General features: G+C 47.3%; 19 protein-coding genes. 7 read left to right on the top strand and 12 right to left on the bottom strand.

Translation table 11 applies throughout. The features are described from left to right. Positions 1–8 precede the first annotated feature (8 nt). From EMM73_RS02290 to EMM73_RS02260, 7 genes are all read right to left on the bottom strand, one after another. On the bottom strand, positions 9–1238 hold the full coding sequence (locus EMM73_RS02290) for a TIGR03032 family protein (RefSeq protein ID WP_127684846.1): 1230 nt from the start codon (positions 1236–1238) through the stop codon (positions 9–11). 165 nt (positions 1239–1403) lie between these two features. Then, a complete protein-coding gene (locus EMM73_RS02285; RefSeq protein WP_127684845.1) occupies positions 1404–2600 on the bottom strand; it encodes a S8 family peptidase in 1197 nt (398 codons plus the stop codon). Then, on the bottom strand, positions 2590–3153 hold the full coding sequence (locus EMM73_RS02280; protein WP_127684844.1) for a phage tail protein: 564 nt from the start codon (positions 3151–3153) through the stop codon (positions 2590–2592). The genes EMM73_RS02285 and EMM73_RS02280 overlap by 11 nt, the downstream gene beginning before the upstream one ends. Positions 3154–3163: 10 nt before the next feature. Beyond that, positions 3164–3685, bottom strand: a complete 522-nt coding sequence (locus EMM73_RS02275) for a phage tail protein (RefSeq protein WP_222422575.1) — start codon at positions 3683–3685, stop codon at positions 3164–3166. A 10-nt stretch (positions 3686–3695) separates the two neighbouring features. Then, positions 3696–4226, bottom strand: coding sequence for a phage tail protein (locus EMM73_RS02270; RefSeq protein ID WP_127684842.1), 531 nt, complete (start codon positions 4224–4226; stop codon positions 3696–3698). A 63-nt stretch (positions 4227–4289) separates the two neighbouring features. After that, positions 4290–4589: a DUF6916 family protein gene (locus tag EMM73_RS02265; RefSeq protein ID WP_127684841.1), complete on the bottom strand. Its 300-nt coding sequence runs from the start codon at positions 4587–4589 to the stop codon at positions 4290–4292. A gap of 41 nt (positions 4590–4630) precedes the next feature. Continuing rightward, positions 4631–5149, bottom strand: a complete 519-nt coding sequence (locus EMM73_RS02260) for a GNAT family N-acetyltransferase (protein WP_127684840.1) — start codon at positions 5147–5149, stop codon at positions 4631–4633. Positions 5150–5326: 177 nt separating this feature from the next. Between EMM73_RS02260 and EMM73_RS02255 the strand changes: the two genes are divergently transcribed. Beyond that, positions 5327–6100, top strand: a complete 774-nt coding sequence (locus tag EMM73_RS02255; RefSeq protein WP_127684839.1) for a sulfotransferase family protein — start codon at positions 5327–5329, stop codon at positions 6098–6100. Here the strand turns inward: EMM73_RS02255 and EMM73_RS02250 are convergent. Genes EMM73_RS02250 through EMM73_RS02240 form a run of 3 tightly spaced genes read right to left on the bottom strand, consistent with a single transcriptional unit; the run spans position 6070 to position 9748 of the window. Continuing rightward, positions 6070–7200, bottom strand: a complete 1131-nt coding sequence (locus tag EMM73_RS02250) for a hypothetical protein (RefSeq protein WP_127684838.1) — start codon at positions 7198–7200, stop codon at positions 6070–6072. The two genes, EMM73_RS02255 and EMM73_RS02250, sit on opposite strands and share 31 nt — an antisense overlap. Continuing rightward, the gene (locus tag EMM73_RS02245; RefSeq protein WP_127684837.1) at positions 7201–9183 is read right to left on the bottom strand and encodes a phytanoyl-CoA dioxygenase family protein; all 1983 of its coding nucleotides are present in this window, start codon (positions 9181–9183) and stop codon (positions 7201–7203) included. It lies immediately after the preceding gene. Beyond that, a complete protein-coding gene (locus EMM73_RS02240) occupies positions 9146–9748 on the bottom strand; it encodes an aspartyl/asparaginyl beta-hydroxylase domain-containing protein (RefSeq protein WP_127684836.1) in 603 nt (200 codons plus the stop codon). Before EMM73_RS02240 ends, EMM73_RS02245 begins: the two co-directional genes overlap by 38 nt. Positions 9749–9813: 65 nt before the next feature. Between EMM73_RS02240 and EMM73_RS02235 the strand changes: the two genes are divergently transcribed. Beyond that, positions 9814–10305, top strand: coding sequence for a hypothetical protein (locus EMM73_RS02235; RefSeq protein WP_127684835.1), 492 nt, complete (start codon positions 9814–9816; stop codon positions 10303–10305). A gap of 2 nt (positions 10306–10307) precedes the next feature. Here EMM73_RS02235 and EMM73_RS02230 read toward each other — a convergent pair whose 3' ends face one another. Beyond that, on the bottom strand, positions 10308–11759 hold the full coding sequence (locus tag EMM73_RS02230; protein ID WP_127684834.1) for an FG-GAP repeat domain-containing protein: 1452 nt from the start codon (positions 11757–11759) through the stop codon (positions 10308–10310). A 163-nt stretch (positions 11760–11922) separates the two neighbouring features. Between EMM73_RS02230 and ylqF the strand changes: the two genes are divergently transcribed. The 5 genes from ylqF (at position 11923) to EMM73_RS02205 (ending at position 17371) form a co-directional block, all read left to right on the top strand. Then, positions 11923–12858 carry a ribosome biogenesis GTPase YlqF gene (ylqF, locus tag EMM73_RS02225; RefSeq protein ID WP_127684833.1) on the top strand — a complete coding sequence of 312 codons (936 nt, stop codon included), beginning with the start codon at positions 11923–11925 and terminating at the stop codon, positions 12856–12858. 40 nt (positions 12859–12898) lie between these two features. Next, positions 12899–14560, top strand: coding sequence for an amidohydrolase (locus tag EMM73_RS02220; RefSeq protein ID WP_127684832.1), 1662 nt, complete (start codon positions 12899–12901; stop codon positions 14558–14560). A gap of 202 nt (positions 14561–14762) precedes the next feature. Continuing rightward, entirely contained in the window at positions 14763–15512 is a 750-nt protein-coding gene (locus EMM73_RS02215; RefSeq protein ID WP_127684831.1) for a TrmH family RNA methyltransferase, read from the top strand. A gap of 87 nt (positions 15513–15599) precedes the next feature. Then, entirely contained in the window at positions 15600–16481 is an 882-nt protein-coding gene (gene cysM, locus EMM73_RS02210) for a cysteine synthase CysM (RefSeq protein ID WP_127684830.1), read from the top strand. Further along, positions 16481–17371, top strand: a complete 891-nt coding sequence (locus EMM73_RS02205) for a DMT family transporter (protein ID WP_127684829.1) — start codon at positions 16481–16483, stop codon at positions 17369–17371. The genes cysM and EMM73_RS02205 overlap by 1 nt, the downstream gene beginning before the upstream one ends. Positions 17372–17374: 3 nt before the next feature. On the opposite strand, the gene EMM73_RS02200 is transcribed toward EMM73_RS02205, so the two are convergent. Continuing rightward, entirely contained in the window at positions 17375–18574 is a 1200-nt protein-coding gene (locus EMM73_RS02200) for an alpha/beta fold hydrolase (RefSeq protein ID WP_261373305.1), read from the bottom strand. Between the last annotated feature and the right edge of the window lie 457 nt (positions 18575–19031).

Genomic DNA, 19031 nt, shown 5'->3' with positions numbered 1-19031 from the left:
TTAGTCATTCACTCTGCCAGGGCAGGAAAACAGAAATGGTTACGCATTCGGGGATGACCGGGTTCTATCAGCTCAGGAAAGCTGCAGCCAGTTAACACCGCTACGTCATAAATCTGATCGACATTTCCGGTAAACTTAAGAGTGGCTATAGTTTTGCCGCTGTCAAGGTTAAACAACCAAATACCGGAACAAGTGTCGGAATATCTGTTGGCTAAGGGTGCAGGCGAAGTTACGTCGCTTTGCCGTACTTTGGATAAACCAACAATTAAAAAAGGGCCATAAAAAGCCATGCCACGGGTAAAACCCGGCACTTCAGCCAGTATGTCATTCTGGCCGGTTTTTGGGTCATAACAACAAATCTGGCCTTCTCCTGAATTGCAGTAATACACTTTGTTGCGATAATAGCGGGGAGAATGCGGCATACAGAGGTTATCTAACAAAATTTTATTTTGCTCAACATCCATTAAAGTGCCATCAAATTTATCGCCTTTACGCCACATGGCTGGTTTATTAAATTTTGAGAAGGTGGTGACATAAGCAGGTTTGCCGTCTTTCAGTGCCATACCATTTAAATGGCAGCGATCTTCCGGCATTAATTCAGTAATAAAATAGGGTTTCCAGCGAGGAACAAAACTGGCTTCTGGGCTTAAGGTACATAAACAGGAAAAACTTGAGTTAACGGCCCATAAGCCTTCAGAGCCCCATTCAATATCATGGATATTAATCATGCCGCTGTAATGGGCACTCCGGGTTATAAAACAAGCATCTGTACGCTCATCTACCGGCTCCATCAGTTGTTGCTGATAATCCAGCCAGCGTTGTTGTTCCTGCTGCAGTTTTTCCTGCTCAGCCCTCTCTTCAGCCATCAGATCTGAGCGCTCGTCAAGGCTGCTTTCCACTGCATTGTCTTCGGATCCGGTTTTCAGCCGTGGCGCTGTAATATCCTGCTCTATAGGTAATAAAGGCTGTTTGATTTGTTCAAGCAGCGCATCTTCACGCTGAAATTTCAACACTTGTGTAAAGACGCCCAACGTCAGACTATTTTTTGTAACGGCAAGTCCCATAGGACGAGGAAAACTTTTGTAATTGATATCTAATTGGCCGCCATCAGTTCGCACCAGCATTAAACGACCAGCCTGATAGGACGTAAACACCAAAGCAATATTCAGCTGTTTTAACAAAGCGGGTAAATTGTCGCTGTATTCAGCACTGTAATCCGTCTGCACTTGTTCCTGCATTACAGCAAACCTCATATCCTTTTGTCTTATTGTGCTTCAACTTAGTTTTTACTATTAACTTGCTTGGTTGAACACAACAATTTCACTTAAAGTTTCATTTTTTTCATTGTGCCGGGGTTTTGGTTACAATGTAAACAGTAAAATGGCATTTTGTGCACCAGATTGCTACGGGTCAGAGTTCTCTGCAGCTTTGCCAGATACAGGCGATACCCACAGCTGAAGTTGATCTGGCCTGGGATAAACTCCGGAAGCCATTTTTACAGCCAGCATAGCACTGACATAAGCAGTTGCTGCTGAAGTGCCGGTAAAAGCGGAGGTTTTGTTGTTTGCACTGCTTGCCAGTTGAAAATAAGCCGGGGCATTGATATCAATACAAGGTCCGTAGTTAGAGTAAGGCCAAAGCTCGCCATCATGTTGTGCTGCTGCCACCAGTAAAGCGCCTGGCAGCGCACTAAAAGCATTAGAGCTGCAGGCATCGGCGGCGTTATTGCCGGCAGCAAAAACAAGATAAGGCTGCTGTTGCTGCCATTCATTTAGCAGCTCTGCCAGAGGGTCAGGCAGAAATGGCAAAATCCAGCTGCTGTTCACAATATCAGCCTGCATCATACGGGCAACAGTAAACCCCAGCAGCAGATCAGAAGTCCAGCTGGAGACTTGCCTGATCAACACCAATTCAGGCTCCAGGCCATGCTGCCTTGTTGTGTGCAACAGCAACGCGGCCACCCTGGTGCCATGTTGATCCTGCGCTAACTTCGGGCTGGCATCCGCCAGCCGTAAATCGGCATCATACTGCAAGGCGATATTCAAACTTTGCAGCGCCGGATGCTGTAGATCAAAACCATCATCAATAATGGCCAGCCGTACTGTTTTGGTGGCTTTTACAGGCGTGATAAGCTGTTGATGCCTGGTCTGCTTAGAGCTTTCCTCTGCTCCTGCGTTTTGGCGTTGCAGCAATAGATCGGGTTGAACGGCCAGCACCTGAGCATGCTGCTGAAGAAACGACAATACAGCTGAAGGTGGATTATCTTTGACTGTGACCAGCCACCAACTGGCCTGTTGCAATTTCGCCAGTTGCTGCACTTTTTCAATAGCAGGGTGAAATTGCCTCAGGCTGGCTGCATTATGCAGAAGAGCAGTTTTTACCAGCAACCTGTTACTCAGTTGCACTTTTAATGTTTTACCCTGAACTTGCATTTGATAGTGCGAAGCAACAGGCTCCAATTGCAGTTGCTGCTTCGCATTAACAAAAAACAAAGGACTTACAGCTGTCGTGTTTAGCTGAACCGCCGCAGCCAGACTTGATGTCAGAACGGCGTTAGCCAGCAATAAAACACTACACCAGCCCATGGTTTTAATTGGCACGCATCGGGAACATACCGTCAACACAAATACAAAACCTTAAGGCCAAAAATGGCTGACGGTTTTCATGAGCTAATGCAGCTCCATTTTGTCCACCACTTACTCCTATAGTTTCTTCATTTAACGGCACAGCGGTAGTTCCGGAAAAATTCGGCAAATAGGCAACACCACCACTCCAGTTGGACAAATACGTTGTATCTGTGGCCGTATCTGTCAGCTTGACTGGAATTGTATTTGCAGCCGTTACGCCGTGGCTATGAGATGGTATTGTTTGTTCCGTCAGAGTGACAGTTGTTGTGCCACCAGCTTGCCCCAGTTGATGGTAACTTAAAGGGGGTTTCTGACCGCTTTGGCCACCTACATGCAAAGGCACACGAGCACGTAAGTCGGGTAAAGCAAAGTTGGTTTGTCCGTTGCCGCCATAATGATTTCCAAGCAATGCAAACAAAGCGCTATTTTGTTGTACCAGCATGACAGTGCCAGAGCAATCAGCCCAGTCGCGTGGCGCAAACATATAAGGTAATATCCGGATTTCTGCGAGATAAGGTGAAGACATAACAGACTCCTTAGTTTCGGCTTGGGAATACGCCCAAAAGCGCAATAATAAAATTAACGCCCAGATAAGGCATCATATTGTTATGTGGCTGACTGCCACCAACAGCTTGCAAAGCCTGAGCAGAAATAGTAGCTGTTGCCGGATTATTTGTGCTTTCCACATAGTGATTTCCCTTAGCAATGCTGTTACCTGCAGCTGTATTAGCCGTAGCTGCAGCGCTGCTGACCATAAAACTATGGCTGTGGGATGGCAGTTGGTTTTGACTTAAAGTTACAGTTTCTGTTCCTGCGGCCATACCCAGCACCCAGTTATTGGAGCCAACATCTGACGCCTGGCCTCTATGCACAGGAATACGGCCCTGTAAACTGGGCACATTAAAAGTGTTAACCCCATCGCCGCCATAAGTGGTACCGATCAGCGCATATAAGGCTTCATTTTCGACAATAGCAACTGACTGACCATTACAAAATGCATAGCTGACAGGGCTGAATACCCCGGCAAAGATCCGGATATCACCAATAAAAGGTTCCATAATTCGTCTCCTAATTGCGGCTTGGATAAAGGCCTGTCAAGGCAATCACATACATCAGGGCCAGACTGGGCTGAACATTAGTGTGGGGTTGTCCGCCTACAGTCTGAACTGTAGCAGGCAGCAAGGTGGTATCCGGGTCACTGCTATTGTAATAATTAGCATCGGCTGTAGCCAATGTGGAATTTGGTGCTGTGCTCCCTATCAGATTACGTAAGGTCGCAGGTGCAGAGCTGGCCTGAAACAGATGGCTATGGGGCGGTATTTGCGCCAGGGTCAGGCTTACATTTTCCTGTCCGGCGCTAAGACCCTGATTATAAGTAATATTCAGAGCTGGATTAGCCCCAAAGCAGACAGGGGTGCGGCCACGCAAATCCGGCAAGTTAAAGTTGGTTTGGCCATTACCACCAAACTGCACACCGAGCAGGCTGTACAATGCCTGATTGGTATTGATAACCAAAACTTGCCCGTCACAGGCGCTCCAGTACTTAGGGGCAAAATTATAAGCGACAGCTTTAATTTCTCCGACATAGGGTGTTGACATAGTTGTTCCTTATTGCTCAAACAAAGGGATTAAACAAACTACTGCTGTGTTGGTCATACCCACTTAACTGACCGCTTTTTTCCTCGAAATACAAATGTGATAACTGTCAGCCGCATGAGGCGTCAGCAGCAGCTCTGCTGTGCCAAAAGCCGGATGGCTTAGCCTGTAAGTGCCCTGAGGGCAATGCAGATCAGGCGGGCCTTTTAATTCCACAGAAAAGGCGTCAAAGGCATGTTCCAGCCCTTTATTCCGGCTCACTTGTGTGACAGTAAGCTGCAACTGAGTCTGCTCTGTTTCAGGGTGTAAAACAGCAATCTGCTGCCCCACTAATTCTTGTACTCTGTCGTAAGTAAATAATTCCAATCTGGCCTCCCGGTTGTGGTTTTTAGTGTCCGGCTAAGCAACTACGCCATGCTCTGACTGAAACTGCGTAAGGCTGGCGGGTACCAAATCATGCGCTCATAAGGGGGTTGAACAACTTCGGTGGAAAACCCAAGGCTTTGGTATAACTGCTTTGCCACCTGGTTTTGTTGCTCTACCGATAACAGCATGGGAGCAGCCACCTGAGCGGCACAGTGCTGCAGGGCTTGTAATACAGCCTTACCAAAACCCTGGCCACGGGCTTGCGGAAGAAAAGCAATATCAATCAGATGCACCAGATCATGAGAAAAATCTATGCTGGCTTTGCCTATAGGCTCCTGCTGCTTTTCGATGATGAAATACATGGCGTTGGGAAACTGCTCTGAGTAGCTCTGAGTTTGTGCTTTCAACTGCATTTCCACTATGGTTTCAACCAGATCTTTTTCGGCACCTATCCATTGCAAATCCTGCCGGACTGCATGATGTAGTTTTTCCAGAAAAGCCTTATCTGAAGCAACAGAGGGGCGAATATGTAATCCGAGTGGTAATTGAATGCCCTGCACTTTGGGGTCCTTGTAGTTATTATCGCTGCAAACAACTATAAGCACGACTTTGAAAAACAACAAATTAATTTTTTAAAAATCAGACACATCGGCACAGTCCGGGAAATGACTCTTTAGTGGTGGACGACAGAAAAATGTTTTACAGTAGCAAAGCCTCAAATTTTCAGGAAAAGCCGAATGATATCAGCTACTTTTGTGTTCTCTACCGGTCGTTGTGGTACTCAGTGGCTGACAGAAAAGCTGAGCTTGTTGTACCCGAACCAACAGATAGTGCATGAGCCTTTGTCTTTCCATTACCGGCCAGACCTCAATACGGAACTATTGCCACTGAGTTGTAATAAGGAACTAATACAACAGCACATGTCCGAAATTCAGCAACATTTAAACCAGGGGCGGAGTTATATTGAAACAGGTTTTCCCTGCTGGCGTCATTTAGAGTGGTTCAGGCAGCAACTAAATGGGCGGGTCAGGCTCATACATCTGCACCGAGACCCACTGGATACAGTACATTCGTTGCTCAAGATAAATGCTTTTGTGCCGCCTTTTGTGCCGCATTTACCACTGAAAAATTTGTTTTTGCCAAACCCTGAACAGGGTTATCTGGCAGAGTGGCATGCACTCTGGCCTCTGCTCAACCCAGCTGAAAAAAACTTATGGTACTGGACCGAAGTGCAGGCTAAAGCTTTACAACTCCGGCAGAATTGGCCTGCTGAGGATTGGCTGGAATTAAGCTTTGAGCAATTATTCAGCGCAACAACTGAACAAGCCTTAACTGAATTTTTCGGGCCTGAAGCTGTTGCTGATGCGGCCTCTCCGGGCCTGGTTGATCAGTATGGCGCTGGTGCTATTGCCCTTTGTGCTATTGAATTTCCGCTGTTACAAAAAGTACCTGCTATTAAGCAAGTAGCAGAACGTTTAGGTTATAACTCCGACTTTTGCAGCAACAGCTGATACAAAGGCTGTAGCCTGCCCTGGATCAGCTGCTGTTGCTCAGGGTCAAATACCACATCAAGCCGTGCTGAAGCCTGCTGAAAAGCCTGTTCAGGTTGCTTGGCGTCTCTTGTGCTGAAACTTTGCCAGCGCTGTAGCTCATTGCTGTCAGGTGTCCGGCCAAGCCAGGCCGCCAGTTGATCTGGGCTTGATTGGACTAAGTGCTGATAGTCGATGAAAACAGCCTGCTTCTGCCGAACAAGAGCTTCACTACTTTGCATCAGGACATAAAGCACTTCACAACGGCCACTAAAAAAACTGCCACAGTGTTGCCAGATATCACCCAGAACCCCAAGCTGACTAGGAAGGCCGGCCATATGCATACCAGAGATCCGCTGATGTGAGGCCAGAATAGCTTCAGGATCCCGCCCGAGGCACAGCGCTTTGGCAGCAGGAAACTGTTGCAGCCACAGCGGCCACAGCGGCAAATCCCAGGCGTTTAATTTCATTACCAACTGAGTTTCTCCATGCCGGAAGCGGCCTTGCAACTGAACAGCCAGAGTTAGCAGTTGTGGTTTGAGATCTTCAGGCCAGAACGGGTCCAGTAACATATCGCTGATTAACATAGGTTCAGACAGCAGCTTTACCCCGGATAGCTGACGATATAAGCCCCCCAATAAGGTAGAACCGCAGCGGGACCAGTGAAAAATAATCAGGTCCGGACTGACTAGGGCTAATGTAGCAGTTTGTGTCAGCAGGTCAGAAACTAAGGTGACAGGCCTGATAAAGCGTGCCAGCAGCTTGCCTCGTTGTTTTAGTACATCGTCCTGAAAAAAAGGCTGCTGCAACGGCTCAAAAGCGGGAACCCAGTTCAGGGCCTGATGCATTTTCCGGTAATCTGCGGGTTGCCAGAAACGACTGAACAGCTCCAGATCAGGCACCAGCACAGTGTTATTCTGCTGATCTAAAAAGCTCAGCATCAGGTCAAAGGTCAAATCTTGCCATTGCAGATACAAGGCCATTTGTTGCACAAAATCAGCGATAGAGCAGCTTTGCTGTAATGCTGCCAGTTTTTTGCCATCATGCAACAATTGCCAATACAGTGTTAATTGATACTGCACTCAGGCTTCACTTTTTATCGGGTAACAGTTGATATAATGCACCATGCGGGGTTTATCTGTTGTATTGACACTGGGGCCGTGAGGTAAGGCATGATGCCAGATGATCAAATCTCCGGCCTTTGCCGCTATAGCTTTCACGGGCCAATCAGACCACTGCTGTTGCTGTAACTCAATCTCCGTTTTGTCCTGACTGGTGATCCAGTGTTCCGCCTGCAGATGAAAACCTGGCACACAACAAAAAGCCCCTTGTTGCTCTGTGGTATCAGTTAAATAAACTAAACCCTGAGTTGCAAACTCAACAGGAGCACGAAGTGGCATATCCCAATGCAAATCCGGGCCAGGAAAGGCCCAGTCTGCCGTCTGTGGTGGGTTAAAACTTACTCTGTCTGTGCTCATCACCAGATCGGTTCTTTGCCAAAGCTGCTCAAAAACCTGTCGGATCAGGGGCACTTCCCGGTTGGCATCTAAAGCCGGATGACGAAACAACGGCAACATGATTTTTTCACACAAGCCCAAATGCCTGTACCAGCTTTGTGGTTGCTCTGGCGAGGCCTGCAGATAGTGCCAGATAGCGGCCCTGCTTTGTTCACATTGTTCCGGTGTCAGTACAGCCGGCACCACCAGATAACCAAATTGGTGCCAGAAAGCCAGCTGTTGCTCTGACAGTACTGAAGGTATTGCGCTACTCTGTTGCCCGGCAGCCAGTTCACGCAATTGCTGATTGATCTGCTGCTTTTGTGTTTCAGTAAGTGCTAATTGCCGCACTTCCTGTTGTAACTCAGACAGCCTGTCGCAGCGGTATAACAGCTGCAAACCCGGATGTAAGCCTAAACCCGCCAGATCCAATAGTGCTCTGTCGACTAACCATTCGTTTGCAGGCAAGGCAGTGGGGAGTTTTAACTTTTTGATCTGAGTTTTTTGCCACAATCTGTAAAAATGAAAGAGCCCTTCGACACTCAAATCATCACTTGCCGCCAATGGAAAGCTCAGGCTTTGATAATCTAATTGCCACAACGGAATTTGCCCGGATTGATAACTGAATTCAAGCACAGAGCCGGGTTTAAGCAGCAATTGTTTGCGGTATTTTGCCAGAGTTAACTGGCTTTGCTTCTCCACCAGCCGAAACTGCTGATAGACCTGAATTTCAGTGCACAATTTAATATCTACCGGGCCAGGTTCAAATTCAGGCAATAGCATCTGGTTTTGTAGTAGTCCGGTTTTGCCTTGTGCCAAAGCTTTAGCACTATCCAGGTCCAAACAAAATACAGGCCCTAATCTATGACGTTGCAGCTTTTGTTTATACTGCCATTCCAGATCTGCCGACAACAACACTTGTTGTGGGATCAGACAACCGCCGTCTTTCAGACAAGGCTGTAAATTGACAAAAATCTGCACCTGAGGTTCCTGCTCCAAAAACTGATTCATGGTTTCAGACAAGATCAGGTCATAGCTCACGCCTGATTGCGGTTGCCACACAGTCGCATCAGCGCATACCCAGTCCGCTATTCTGTCCTCCAGTTTCAGCGTTTTACATAAATGCCGGAAGCTATCGAGGGAAAACTGATGAATATCCAACGCAGTCACCTGAAGCTGCTGTGCACTGAATACACTGAGTAAGGGCAAGATCAGCCAACCTAAAGGGCCAGTGCCCGCATAGAGCACAAACACTGGGCGATCTTCGGTTAGACGGTCCTGTACCGCCCTGTAAATAGCCTGAATAAAGACCCTGCTTCGCTCAATATCCTCGGCGCACTGAGCCGCTGTTGTTGGGGAAACCGCTTTACCAAAAGCGGTCAGGGTAAAGTCTTTATCTTTGTATTGGTCTGGGTGCAGGTCCAGATCGAGATGCTGGCATAAGGTGGCGAGCAACGAAACAATCAAAGGCCGCGCTTCAGCTGCACCCTGACACTTGAGGATCTGAGTCGCAAAAAGTGATAACACATCTTCAGTTAACTCTGGATAACTCAGTGTGCCATCCGGCATAAATTTGCTCCTTTAATTCAGCATTGACTACACAATCCAGCACCAGATTGATACGAGGCTCGGCACCTTTATTTTCAACCCTATGTACCTGATCAGCGTTGATGTACCATAGCTGGCCTGCTTGCATAGGCACCAGTTGATCATTGACAAAAAACTTCAGTAATTCATTGGTTTGCAGTGGCAGATGCAAACGAGCTTCGCCATGTTCCAGGCTTAAGCCGTGATCACAATGCGGTTTAATTTCGGCCGCAGGGTGTAAGCGCATCAGTCGCACTGACTTCACCTGATAGGGCAACTCGTTGATGAAACGTAATAAGGCAGGGCTTTGTTCCAATTGCGGCAAATTGCTCCAACCTTCACTGGGGTAAAGAGCAAAACTCTGCAAAATAGCATGACCATTCAAATGCTCTGAGGCACAACGCAAAGGTAATACATCCCATCCGCCCTGATAGTCTCTTTGATTCACATGAGTATGCCATTGCAACTGCAGCAACAATTCAAGTTCTTCACGCATTTGTTGAAATCCGGCAACAGGGCCGAGCAAAGCAAAACTACAAATAGTCATAGCTAAGTCGTTATTTTTGTTTTATAAAAATCTAGGCTAGCAGAAAAAAGGAACAAAGAAAGGCAATGAGGGACAAAATCACAGCACCACTGCAAAAAGTATTAGCCTTTTTTGACAATATTGGTATTAGGTATCAGCTCCAGCCATTGGCTGAACCGAGCTTTTTAGCAGGAGTGTTGATTAAAGAAGGAGGTCTTTGTATTGACCCTGAACAGCTTACTCAACCGGGAGATTTGCTGCATGAAGCAGGTCATATAGCCGTTACGCCCACAGCCCAGCGTCATTTGCTGAATGACAATGTGAATGAATCTGCCAATCAGGGGCCAGCCGAAGAAATGGCGGCTATCGCCTGGTCATGGGCAGCTTTGGTGCATTTAAATTTGCCGCCTGAATTTTTATTTCATAGCGAGGGCTACAAAGGCGGTTCAGAAGCCTATATAGCCGCCTTTAGTGGTGGAGGCGGTTTTGGCCATCCGCTATTGAGCTGGTATGGCATGTGTGAACAATCATCTGCTGCAGATGGCTATCCACAAATGAAACTATGGTTAAGACCCTAAAGTTATTGCTGCAGTAAAAAATGCAGCTGGTTACGCACAGCTTCCGGATCTAAATGGGTAAAAGGTAAAATCAAATCCATTTTACCGTTTTGGTCTATATCTGCTGTGGAGGCCAGCATACCGTTTAACGGTATAGCCTGCTTTAAGCGAACACTTTTGCTGCTAAATAGTTTTTCTTTGGCACTTTGATATAGCTTTAAATGATCTTCATCCCCTATCAACAACAAAGCCGGAGCCTGCTCTGAGACCAGTGCCTTCAGTACAGGCAAATTCACCTGAGCATTGCCAATGCTGACCTTCGCTGTTGCATCTTGCCGATACACAGGCTTATCAGGAAATTTTCCGCTGGGTAACTGTGGAAAAAACTGCAGTTCCATAGTCGCAGTACCAGCCAGTAAGGCCCTCACTAAAGTACCTATACCAAATTCAGCTGCAGGGGTAAAAAAATCTAACTTTTTGTCGTTGTTCAGATCGGTAAATACAGGTTCAGACTGGATACCTTTGGTATTAATACGTGCATCAGGTTCGGTGTTGAACTGCAAAGCCCCCTGCTCAACTGTTCCATAATGAATACGATAGCTATAGCTTTGCTCCACTGCGTCGGCAAACTGCTCCTGACGTACAATAAAGTCGGCAACTCCATCGTTATTTAAATCTTTCACATCGTACAACCTGCTGATCGACAAGCCTTTAAAGCTTCGGCCATCGCCGCCCCTCAGCTCAGCCTGAACGTCTGGTGTTAAACCTAACCCAAGCTGAATGGTCTGGGCCTGGGTAGCAAAACCGCTTTCTGTTTGCAGATACAACAACAAGTTATCATCTATCGCAAAGCCAATATCAGTGCGTCCATCACCATTCCAGTCCAGAAAGCGTGCTTTGCGGCCAATATAATCCGGGTTTTCATCAAAAATGCGGGATTTGGCTTCCACAGCCAAAGAGAATTTATTAAAACTGCCATCCTGTTGCTGCATATACACATGATGCGCATTAAAATCTGTCACTACAAAGTCAGATAAACCATCATTATTTAAGTCATAGACAAAATCCAGTTTCAGCAACCTTTTGCTATCCACTGTGCGATACATAGACTCAGTGTTGAGTAACCTATGCCAGCTGCTATCTTCAGGCTTGAAAAAACTAATGCCTTCATTGCCCAAGACAACCAGTACTTCAACTGGCTGACTTTTGATCTGCGCTTTATGAAAGAACTGTGCCTGTGTTGGGATAGCCACCTGCTTCGCTGTATTGTTGGTTAAATCAACCCAGCTCAACCAGCGACTCTCGGATGAATGACCAGACTGCAATACAGCCTTTGCACTTGGTATCAGTAAGGTACTGCCATTCGCCGGATGTTCCAGCTGCACCTGAACTTGTTTAAACTCGGCGGCCATTGAAGGTGCAGCTGATACAACAGCTGTGATGGCTAAACCTGTCAGATACTTCAACTTCTGCATTCCCTGTGACTCCGTTGTGTATGCATTACAAGACTCTTCTACGTAAAAAGCTGCTAATCGGAGGTTTAAGCCGGAAAAAAGTTCCTGCCTCAGCTGATAACAGCGTAAAATATTGAATTGTTTCCTGTTCCAACCGCCAAGCGGCTAACCCAAGAGAGTTTTTATGTCGATAAACTGGTTCCCAGGCCATATGCACAAGGCCCGTAAAGAAATTGCCGAGGTTATGCCACAGGTCGATATCATTATCGAAATGCTGGACGCCCGCATTCCTTTTTCCAGCGAAAACCCTTTGGTGCCCGAACTGCGTGGTGACACTCCGGTGATCAAGGTGCTAAATAAAGCCGATCTGGCAGACCCTGCTGTCACCGCTTTGTGGGTAGAACGTTTTGAACAGGAAAAAGGCATTAAAGCCATTCCTATTAGTCAGCAAAATCCCGAACAAATCAAGGCTTTATTACAACTTTGCAACCAAATGCTGCCAGAGCGCAATTTAGATATCCGCGGCGCACGCGCCATGATCATGGGTATTCCAAACGTAGGAAAGTCGACCATTATTAATACCTTAGCTGGCCGTATTATTGCCAAAACCGGCAATGAAGCTGGTGTTACCAAGATACAACAAAGGATCAAACTCGATAACAATGTAATCCTGACTGACACGCCGGGCTTTTTATGGCCCAAGCTGAGTCCGGCCAGTTGTGGTTATCGTTTGGCCGTTACTGGTGCTATTAAAGACACCGCCTTTGATTATGCAGATATAGCTATTTTCGCGGCAGATTACTTGCTCAAAGCTTACCCTCAACAAGTAATGGCAAGGTATCAGCTAAAAGAACAGCCCGAAAATGACGTCGCCTTATTAGACGCTTTGGGCGAACGCCGTGGTTGTATGCGTAAAGGTGGCGTGGTTGATTTACAAAAAGCAGGTTCGATTTTAATTACCGAACTTCGCGCTGGTTTATTTGGCCCTGTCAGTCTTGAAACACCAGATATGGTGACAGAGGAACTGCAGAATGCTAAGTTAGAGGAGGCCATCAGAGCTGCTGAAAAAGCCGAGCGGGAAAAAGTCCGCCAGCAAAAAGCCAAGAAAAAATACCGTTAGCCCGGCAGGTCCGGCAACGGACCAACCAGGGAATTCTGTTATGCGTTTTTTTACTCCATCTATTTTCAGTGTAGCCCTTCTCAGCAGCTCTTTATCGGCTGCACCTGTCATGCTGCATAATATTCAGGGTTATGGCTTTGATGAAAAAGGCCAAATTGCTGAGTTCAACCATTTTGTATTTGACAACCAGACGGGCAAAGTCTTAGCTCGTGGCGATAAAACCGCTGTTGCTGCCTACCACAATGCAGAGCAAATAGACGGCAAAGGCCAGACATTGTTACCCGGATTAATAGACGGCCATGGCCATGTATTGGGCCTGGGTCAAAACCTGAACAGAGTAGATTTGCGTAGCTCAGGCAGCGAGGCTCAGGCTGTAGCCCAAGTTGCTGCTTTTGCTAAAAGCCATCCACATTCACAGTGGATTTTAGGCGGTGGCTGGAATCAGGTGCTGTGGCCTACCCAGCAATTCCCTGGTAAAGCCTTGCTTGATGAAAGTATTAGCGATAAACCCGTTTGGCTGACCCGGGTGGATAGTCATGCGGGTTGGGCTAATAGTAAAGCGCTGCAACTGGCTGGAATCACCAAAGCAACCATAGATCCTCCAGGTGGGGAAATTATCAGGGATACAGAAGGCAATCCAACAGGCGTATTAATAGACAATGCCATGTTATTGCTGGAACAGCATATTCCACAGCAATCAGAAGCTGAACGTTTAGCTGCCCTCAATGCAGCCTTCGAACACTTGCTGGCTTTAGGCATTACTTCGGTGCATGACGCCGGGGTCGATCAGGCAAACTTAGAAAGCTATCAAAAGCTACGCAAAGACAATCAATTACCACTGCGTATTTATGCCATGCTCTCTGCTACAGATCCTAACTTAGCCGGCTGGTTAAACGCAGGTCCGATCTTCGATCCAAACGAGTTATTTGTAGCCCGCTCTGTGAAGATTTATGGCGATGGAGCTTTAGGTAGCAGAGGTGCAGCCTTAATAGAACCTTATTCTGACCAGCCTGGCCAAAAGGGTTTATTTGTTACTCAGCCAGACAAGTTAACAGCGGTTATGAAGCTGACTCTGGAGGCTGGTTTTCAAACCAATGTGCATGCCATAGGTGATTTAACCAACCGTTTGGTACTAGACAGGTTTGAGCAGTTGGCAAGCAAAGAGCAATTAGAACAAGGCCGCCACCGTATTGAACATGCACAGATTGTGTCGCCTAAAGATATTCCGCGTTTTGCACAGCTACATATTCTGCCTGCAATGCAACCTACGCACGCAACTTCAGATAAAAATATGGCCGCCGATCGTTTAGGTATAGCCCGTTTACGCGGCGCTTATGCCTGGAAAAGCTTTGTGGATCAGGGCAGTCGCATAGTCGCTGGTTCAGATTTCCCGGTAGAACTTGCTAATCCTTTCTACGGCATACATGCTGCAGTTACGCGTCAGGACCAGCAAAACCAACCTGTAGGCGGCTGGCTACCGGAACAGCGTCTGACCTTAACTCAGGCCTTAAAATCTTTTACTCTGGACGCTGCTTATGGTGCCTTTCAGGATCAAAGCATGGGGTCCTTAGCACCTGGCATGTGGGCTGATTTTATTTTGGTTGATCGCGATATTTTTAAAGCTCCTGCTGAAACTTTATGGCAAACCAAAGTGCACCAAAGCTGGGTAGCAGGACAACAAAAATATCAGGCACAGCCGTAGAGGCGGGGCTTGTCCCTGCCCGTCTCAACCACCAATCTATGTTCGGAAGAGAAAAAGTGTAGCTTACAAGGCTGCGGAGACTGTAAACCAAGCAAGGCGACACACGTAGGGGCGGGGCTTGTCCCCGCCCGTCTCGCCGACCAATCTATGTTCGGAAGAAAAAGCGCAGTCAGGCAGCTGCGGCTTCAAGTAAGAAGGGTTTATGATTAGTCAGAAATGGTCGAAGCTTATTCGGTCCCTGCAACAAAAAAAATACCGCAAAGCTGAGCAGCTATTTTTTGTCGAAGGCGAAAAATCTGTGCTGGAATTACTGCATAGCCCATGGAAAATAAGGGCTGTCTTCGGTACAGAACAGTTTTTACAACAACATCATGGTCTTTGTACTAAAGCTGATTTAGTGCAGCAATGTACTGAACATGAGTTGGTGCAGGTTGGTACTTTTAGCAGCAATAACGCCGCTTTGGCTGTGGCCGAAATCCCTGTAGCCATCTCATTTAAAGAGCAGCAAGGCGATTGGGTGCTGGTATTGGATCAAATCAATGATCCGGGTAATTTAGGTACTATTATCCGGGTGGCTGACTGGTATGGCATTCGCCACATTCTCTGTTCGCCTGACACAGTGGATTTATATAATCCTAAAGTGATAGCAGCAGCTAAAGGCTCATTTTTGCGGGTGCAGATGTTTTATCAGGAGTTATTGCCTGTATTGGAGCAAAGCAAAATGCCGGTGTATGGCGCTTACCTCGAAGGGGAGTCAGTGCATCAATTAAAGTTAAGCAACGTAGGTGGTTATCTGGTGATGGGTAATGAAGCCAATGGTATTAGCCCTGCTTTAAAATCAGTGATCAGCCACCCTGTGACTATCCCTAGTTTTAGCGACACTGAATCGTTAAACGTGGGCATAGCAACAGCTATTTTGTGCGACAACTTAAAGCGTCTTTCAGTGTTTTAATGGTTCTGAGTTATAGCAGATCCGTCTGTGAGTAAAGCGACGGATCCGCTACACTAGCCTCAATTTCCCAAGTCCAGCTGAGGCCTTATGTATCCTACCCTTGAAGATTATGTTGGCCAGACGCCTTTGGTGCGGCTGCAACGTATGGCTAATCACACTCAAAGTACAGTGCTGTTAAAGCTTGAAGGCAATAATCCTGCGGGATCAGTCAAAGACAGACCAGCGCTTTTTATGTTGCAGCAAGCGGAAGCAAGGGGCGATATCAAACCTGGCGACTGCCTGATTGAAGCGACCAGCGGTAATACAGGCATAGCTCTGGCCATGGCCGCAGCCATTAAAGGCTATAAAATGAAGCTGATTATGCCTGACAATATGACAGAAGAGCGTAAGGCATCGATGCGGGCTTATGGTGCCGAGCTAATACTGGTCAGTAAAGAACAAGGCATGGAATACGCCCGTGATTTAGCCAAACAAATGCAGGCTGAAGGTGCGGGTTTAGTGCTGGACCAGTTTAATAATAGTGACAATCCGGCGGCACATTTCGCTTCTACGGGCCCTGAGATCTGGCAACAAAGTCAGGGTAAAGTGACTCATTTCGTCTCCAGCATGGGCACCACTGGTACTATTATGGGGGTGTCGCGTTATCTGAAGCAGCAGAATGATGCGATTCAAATCATAGGCTTGCAACCAGCAGAAGGCAGCAGTATTCCGGGCATTCGCCGTTGGCCTGAAGCCTATTTACCTGGCTTTTATGAAAAGCAGCGGGTTGATCAAATCATAGATATCACCACAGACCAAGCCTTAGCCACTATGCGTCAACTGGCGCAGCAGGAAGGTATCTTTTGTGGTGTTAGTTCCGGCGGTTCTGTTTATGCAGCATTGCGCCTGGCCGAACAGCTGCAGAACGCCGTGATAGTCGCCATTATCTGTGACCGCGGCGATCGTTATTTATCTTCAGGAATATATTAGTGCCTTTTGAATACTTAGCTTTATTGGCGGCTGTGTGTTGGGCTGTTGGCAGTTTGTTATCAGCCACCGCCTCCAGTCATTTAGGCGCTTTTGCTTTTACCCGCTGGCGTTTGGCGTGCGCGGCCAGCATGTTATGGCTTTGGGCTTTTTTTAGTGGTGGCTTTAGCACACTGGCTTTACCTCAACTGCCGCTTTTGGCCATCTCAGCACTTATTGGTATCTTAATTGGCGATACCTCGTTATTTGCCTCAATGAACCGACTAGGGCCACGCCGTGCCGGTGTGTTATTTGCCACCCATGCGATGTTTTCGGTGTTGCTGGCCTATCTGTTTTTAGGTGAATCCATCTGGGGCTGGACTTTAGTCGGCTGTGGTTTGTTAAGCTCAGGCGTGATGACAGCCATAGTGCTGGGGCGCAGAGCGGAAGAACAACATCATTGGGAGTCGAACCAATCCCAACTTCGTTCCGGTATCGCCTTGGGTCTAACTTCGGCTTTATGCCAGGCTGCTTCAACCTTAATGTTAAAGCCTTTGATGGAGACTGAGATCGATGCGGTCAGTGCTTCGGCAGTACGGATGACGGTCGCATTATTTGCTCATTTGCTGCTGTTCTGGGTAGGATTTAAGGTAGCCCGTGTTTATTTACCTATGACGAAAAAAGTATTCGCCATGGTGTTTGTTAATGCGGGCTTGTCCATGGTGATAGGTATGACACTAATTTTGCAGGCTTTAAAAACGGGCGATGCAGGTTTAATAGGTATGCTGTCTTCTGTCAGCCCTGTACTAGTCGTGCCTTTATTGTGGCTGGTTTATAAAAGACGGCCTGCCGTCGGTGCCTGGCTAGGTGCCAGCTTAACAGTTGCTGGCACTGTGCTTATTTTGTGGCACTAAATGCTAGATAGCTTCTGGAATTTGGTTTTTGTGGTAGTCAATCAGACTTAAAATCTCAGCTAAAGCACCTGCATGGTTTGGCGTTAAAATGCCATTGTGACCAAAAATAATATCGTTAGACACCGCCAGTACCCAAACTGCTTGCATATTGGCGTCATCACAACTTTGAATAGTACGACGCGCCTGCACCCGGGCGCGAATACGCCAACCCGATCTATTTAGCTGCATCATACAGCCCGGAATTGCATCGTGCTGAGCCAAACTGCTATGCAAGTGCAGAGGCGTTTCACAGTTACCTCTTGGGCATTTATCTATATCGTGAGTAATGGCCCAGGAATTACCTACCGCCTGCTCACCATCTTTTATAAAATTAAAGGCCTCCTTCACAGCAAAGTCGCCTTTGGACTGCAATACCACCATACTGGGCTTCTGCCTGTCGACGCTTAATAAAGTATCGAGCGGTTTGTACTCTTTTGCGGTCACTGCAGGGTTTAGCAGTAAATATAAATTCGGGTTGTCTTTGCCGAGATCTATGGCTTTTTTTACCCGTTCTTTACTGGCGTGCAAAGCCACTGAACCGCCTAAACTATGGCCAATAAAGATGTACCTTTTCAGCTGGCCATGCTCAACCACTGCATCGAGCTTGTCCAATAACTGACTAACACCCTGTTCGCCAACCAGGCGCGATACTCTTTTACGCTGAAATATAGTCGGAAAATCCAGAGGTTCCATCCAGCCTTCTGATTTATGGGATCCATCAAGCCACAAAGGATCATACTTGTCACCGCGCCAGCCTAAGTAAAGGCCGATAAGATTACGCTGCGGCGCAGCTTGTTGTAACTCTTTTATGTAGGTCTGAAAAGCGACAAAATTTGCATCGGTCGGAGCCGCATTTTGATGCCAGCCATGCACAAAAATAACAAGTTCGGCTGTGGCTGAGTCAGGTTTTTTTATGCGTTCAAATAAAGCCTGCTGCTGTTTTAAATCATGTGGCTGGCCTTCGTCATTAAATTCCACCACATGAAAGTTGCCGTTGGCTGTGTTTTCGTCCGGGAAATGATATTGCTGATCTGGGACTGGTGTGACAAAAGTGGAGATAAGCAGCAAAATAAGCAACATCAATGGGGTTAACTTCAGCCATGAACGCCAGCCAAGCCGGATCATTCTAAACCAAAGGTATTGCACTGCACGAACTACGATCAAGCGACACCCAAACTGCTGTAAAAACAGGCTGCATTATAGCGAAATGGGCGGGTAAAAGGTAGGAGGTATTAGTTCTTCGTGTTAACGGAATTGCCTGTAGGGGCGTCCCTTGTGGGCGCCCGTTTTGAATTTTAAGAGCAGTGAAGTGTTGAATTTGGGTGCGGTGAACTACATTATTGCGGCCTCCTGCACCACCCTCCGGGCCGGCTGCGCCGTTCAAAAACGTTCCAGACGTTTTTGTGCTCACCGCATCCCGGGGTTCTGGGAGAGGCGACCGCGGGCCGTCTTGTCCGGCCGCTCGCAGAGCTCGTGGCGTGAAACAGGCGTGACGCAAAACTATTTGCGTCACGTTTTCCTGTTTCACCCTGGCGGTGAACTACAGTGCTCACCCCATCCTGGGGTTCTGGGAGAGGCGACAGCAGAACCTCTTGTCCGGCCGCTCGCAGAGCTCGTGGCG

It is taken from the genome of Rheinheimera sediminis, assembly GCF_004005375.1.
In the GTDB taxonomy this organism is placed as follows: Bacteria; Pseudomonadota; Gammaproteobacteria; order Enterobacterales; family Alteromonadaceae; genus Pararheinheimera.
The sequence above is the reverse complement of the archived record's forward strand: the minus strand, read 5'-3'. Positions and strand labels throughout refer to the sequence as shown.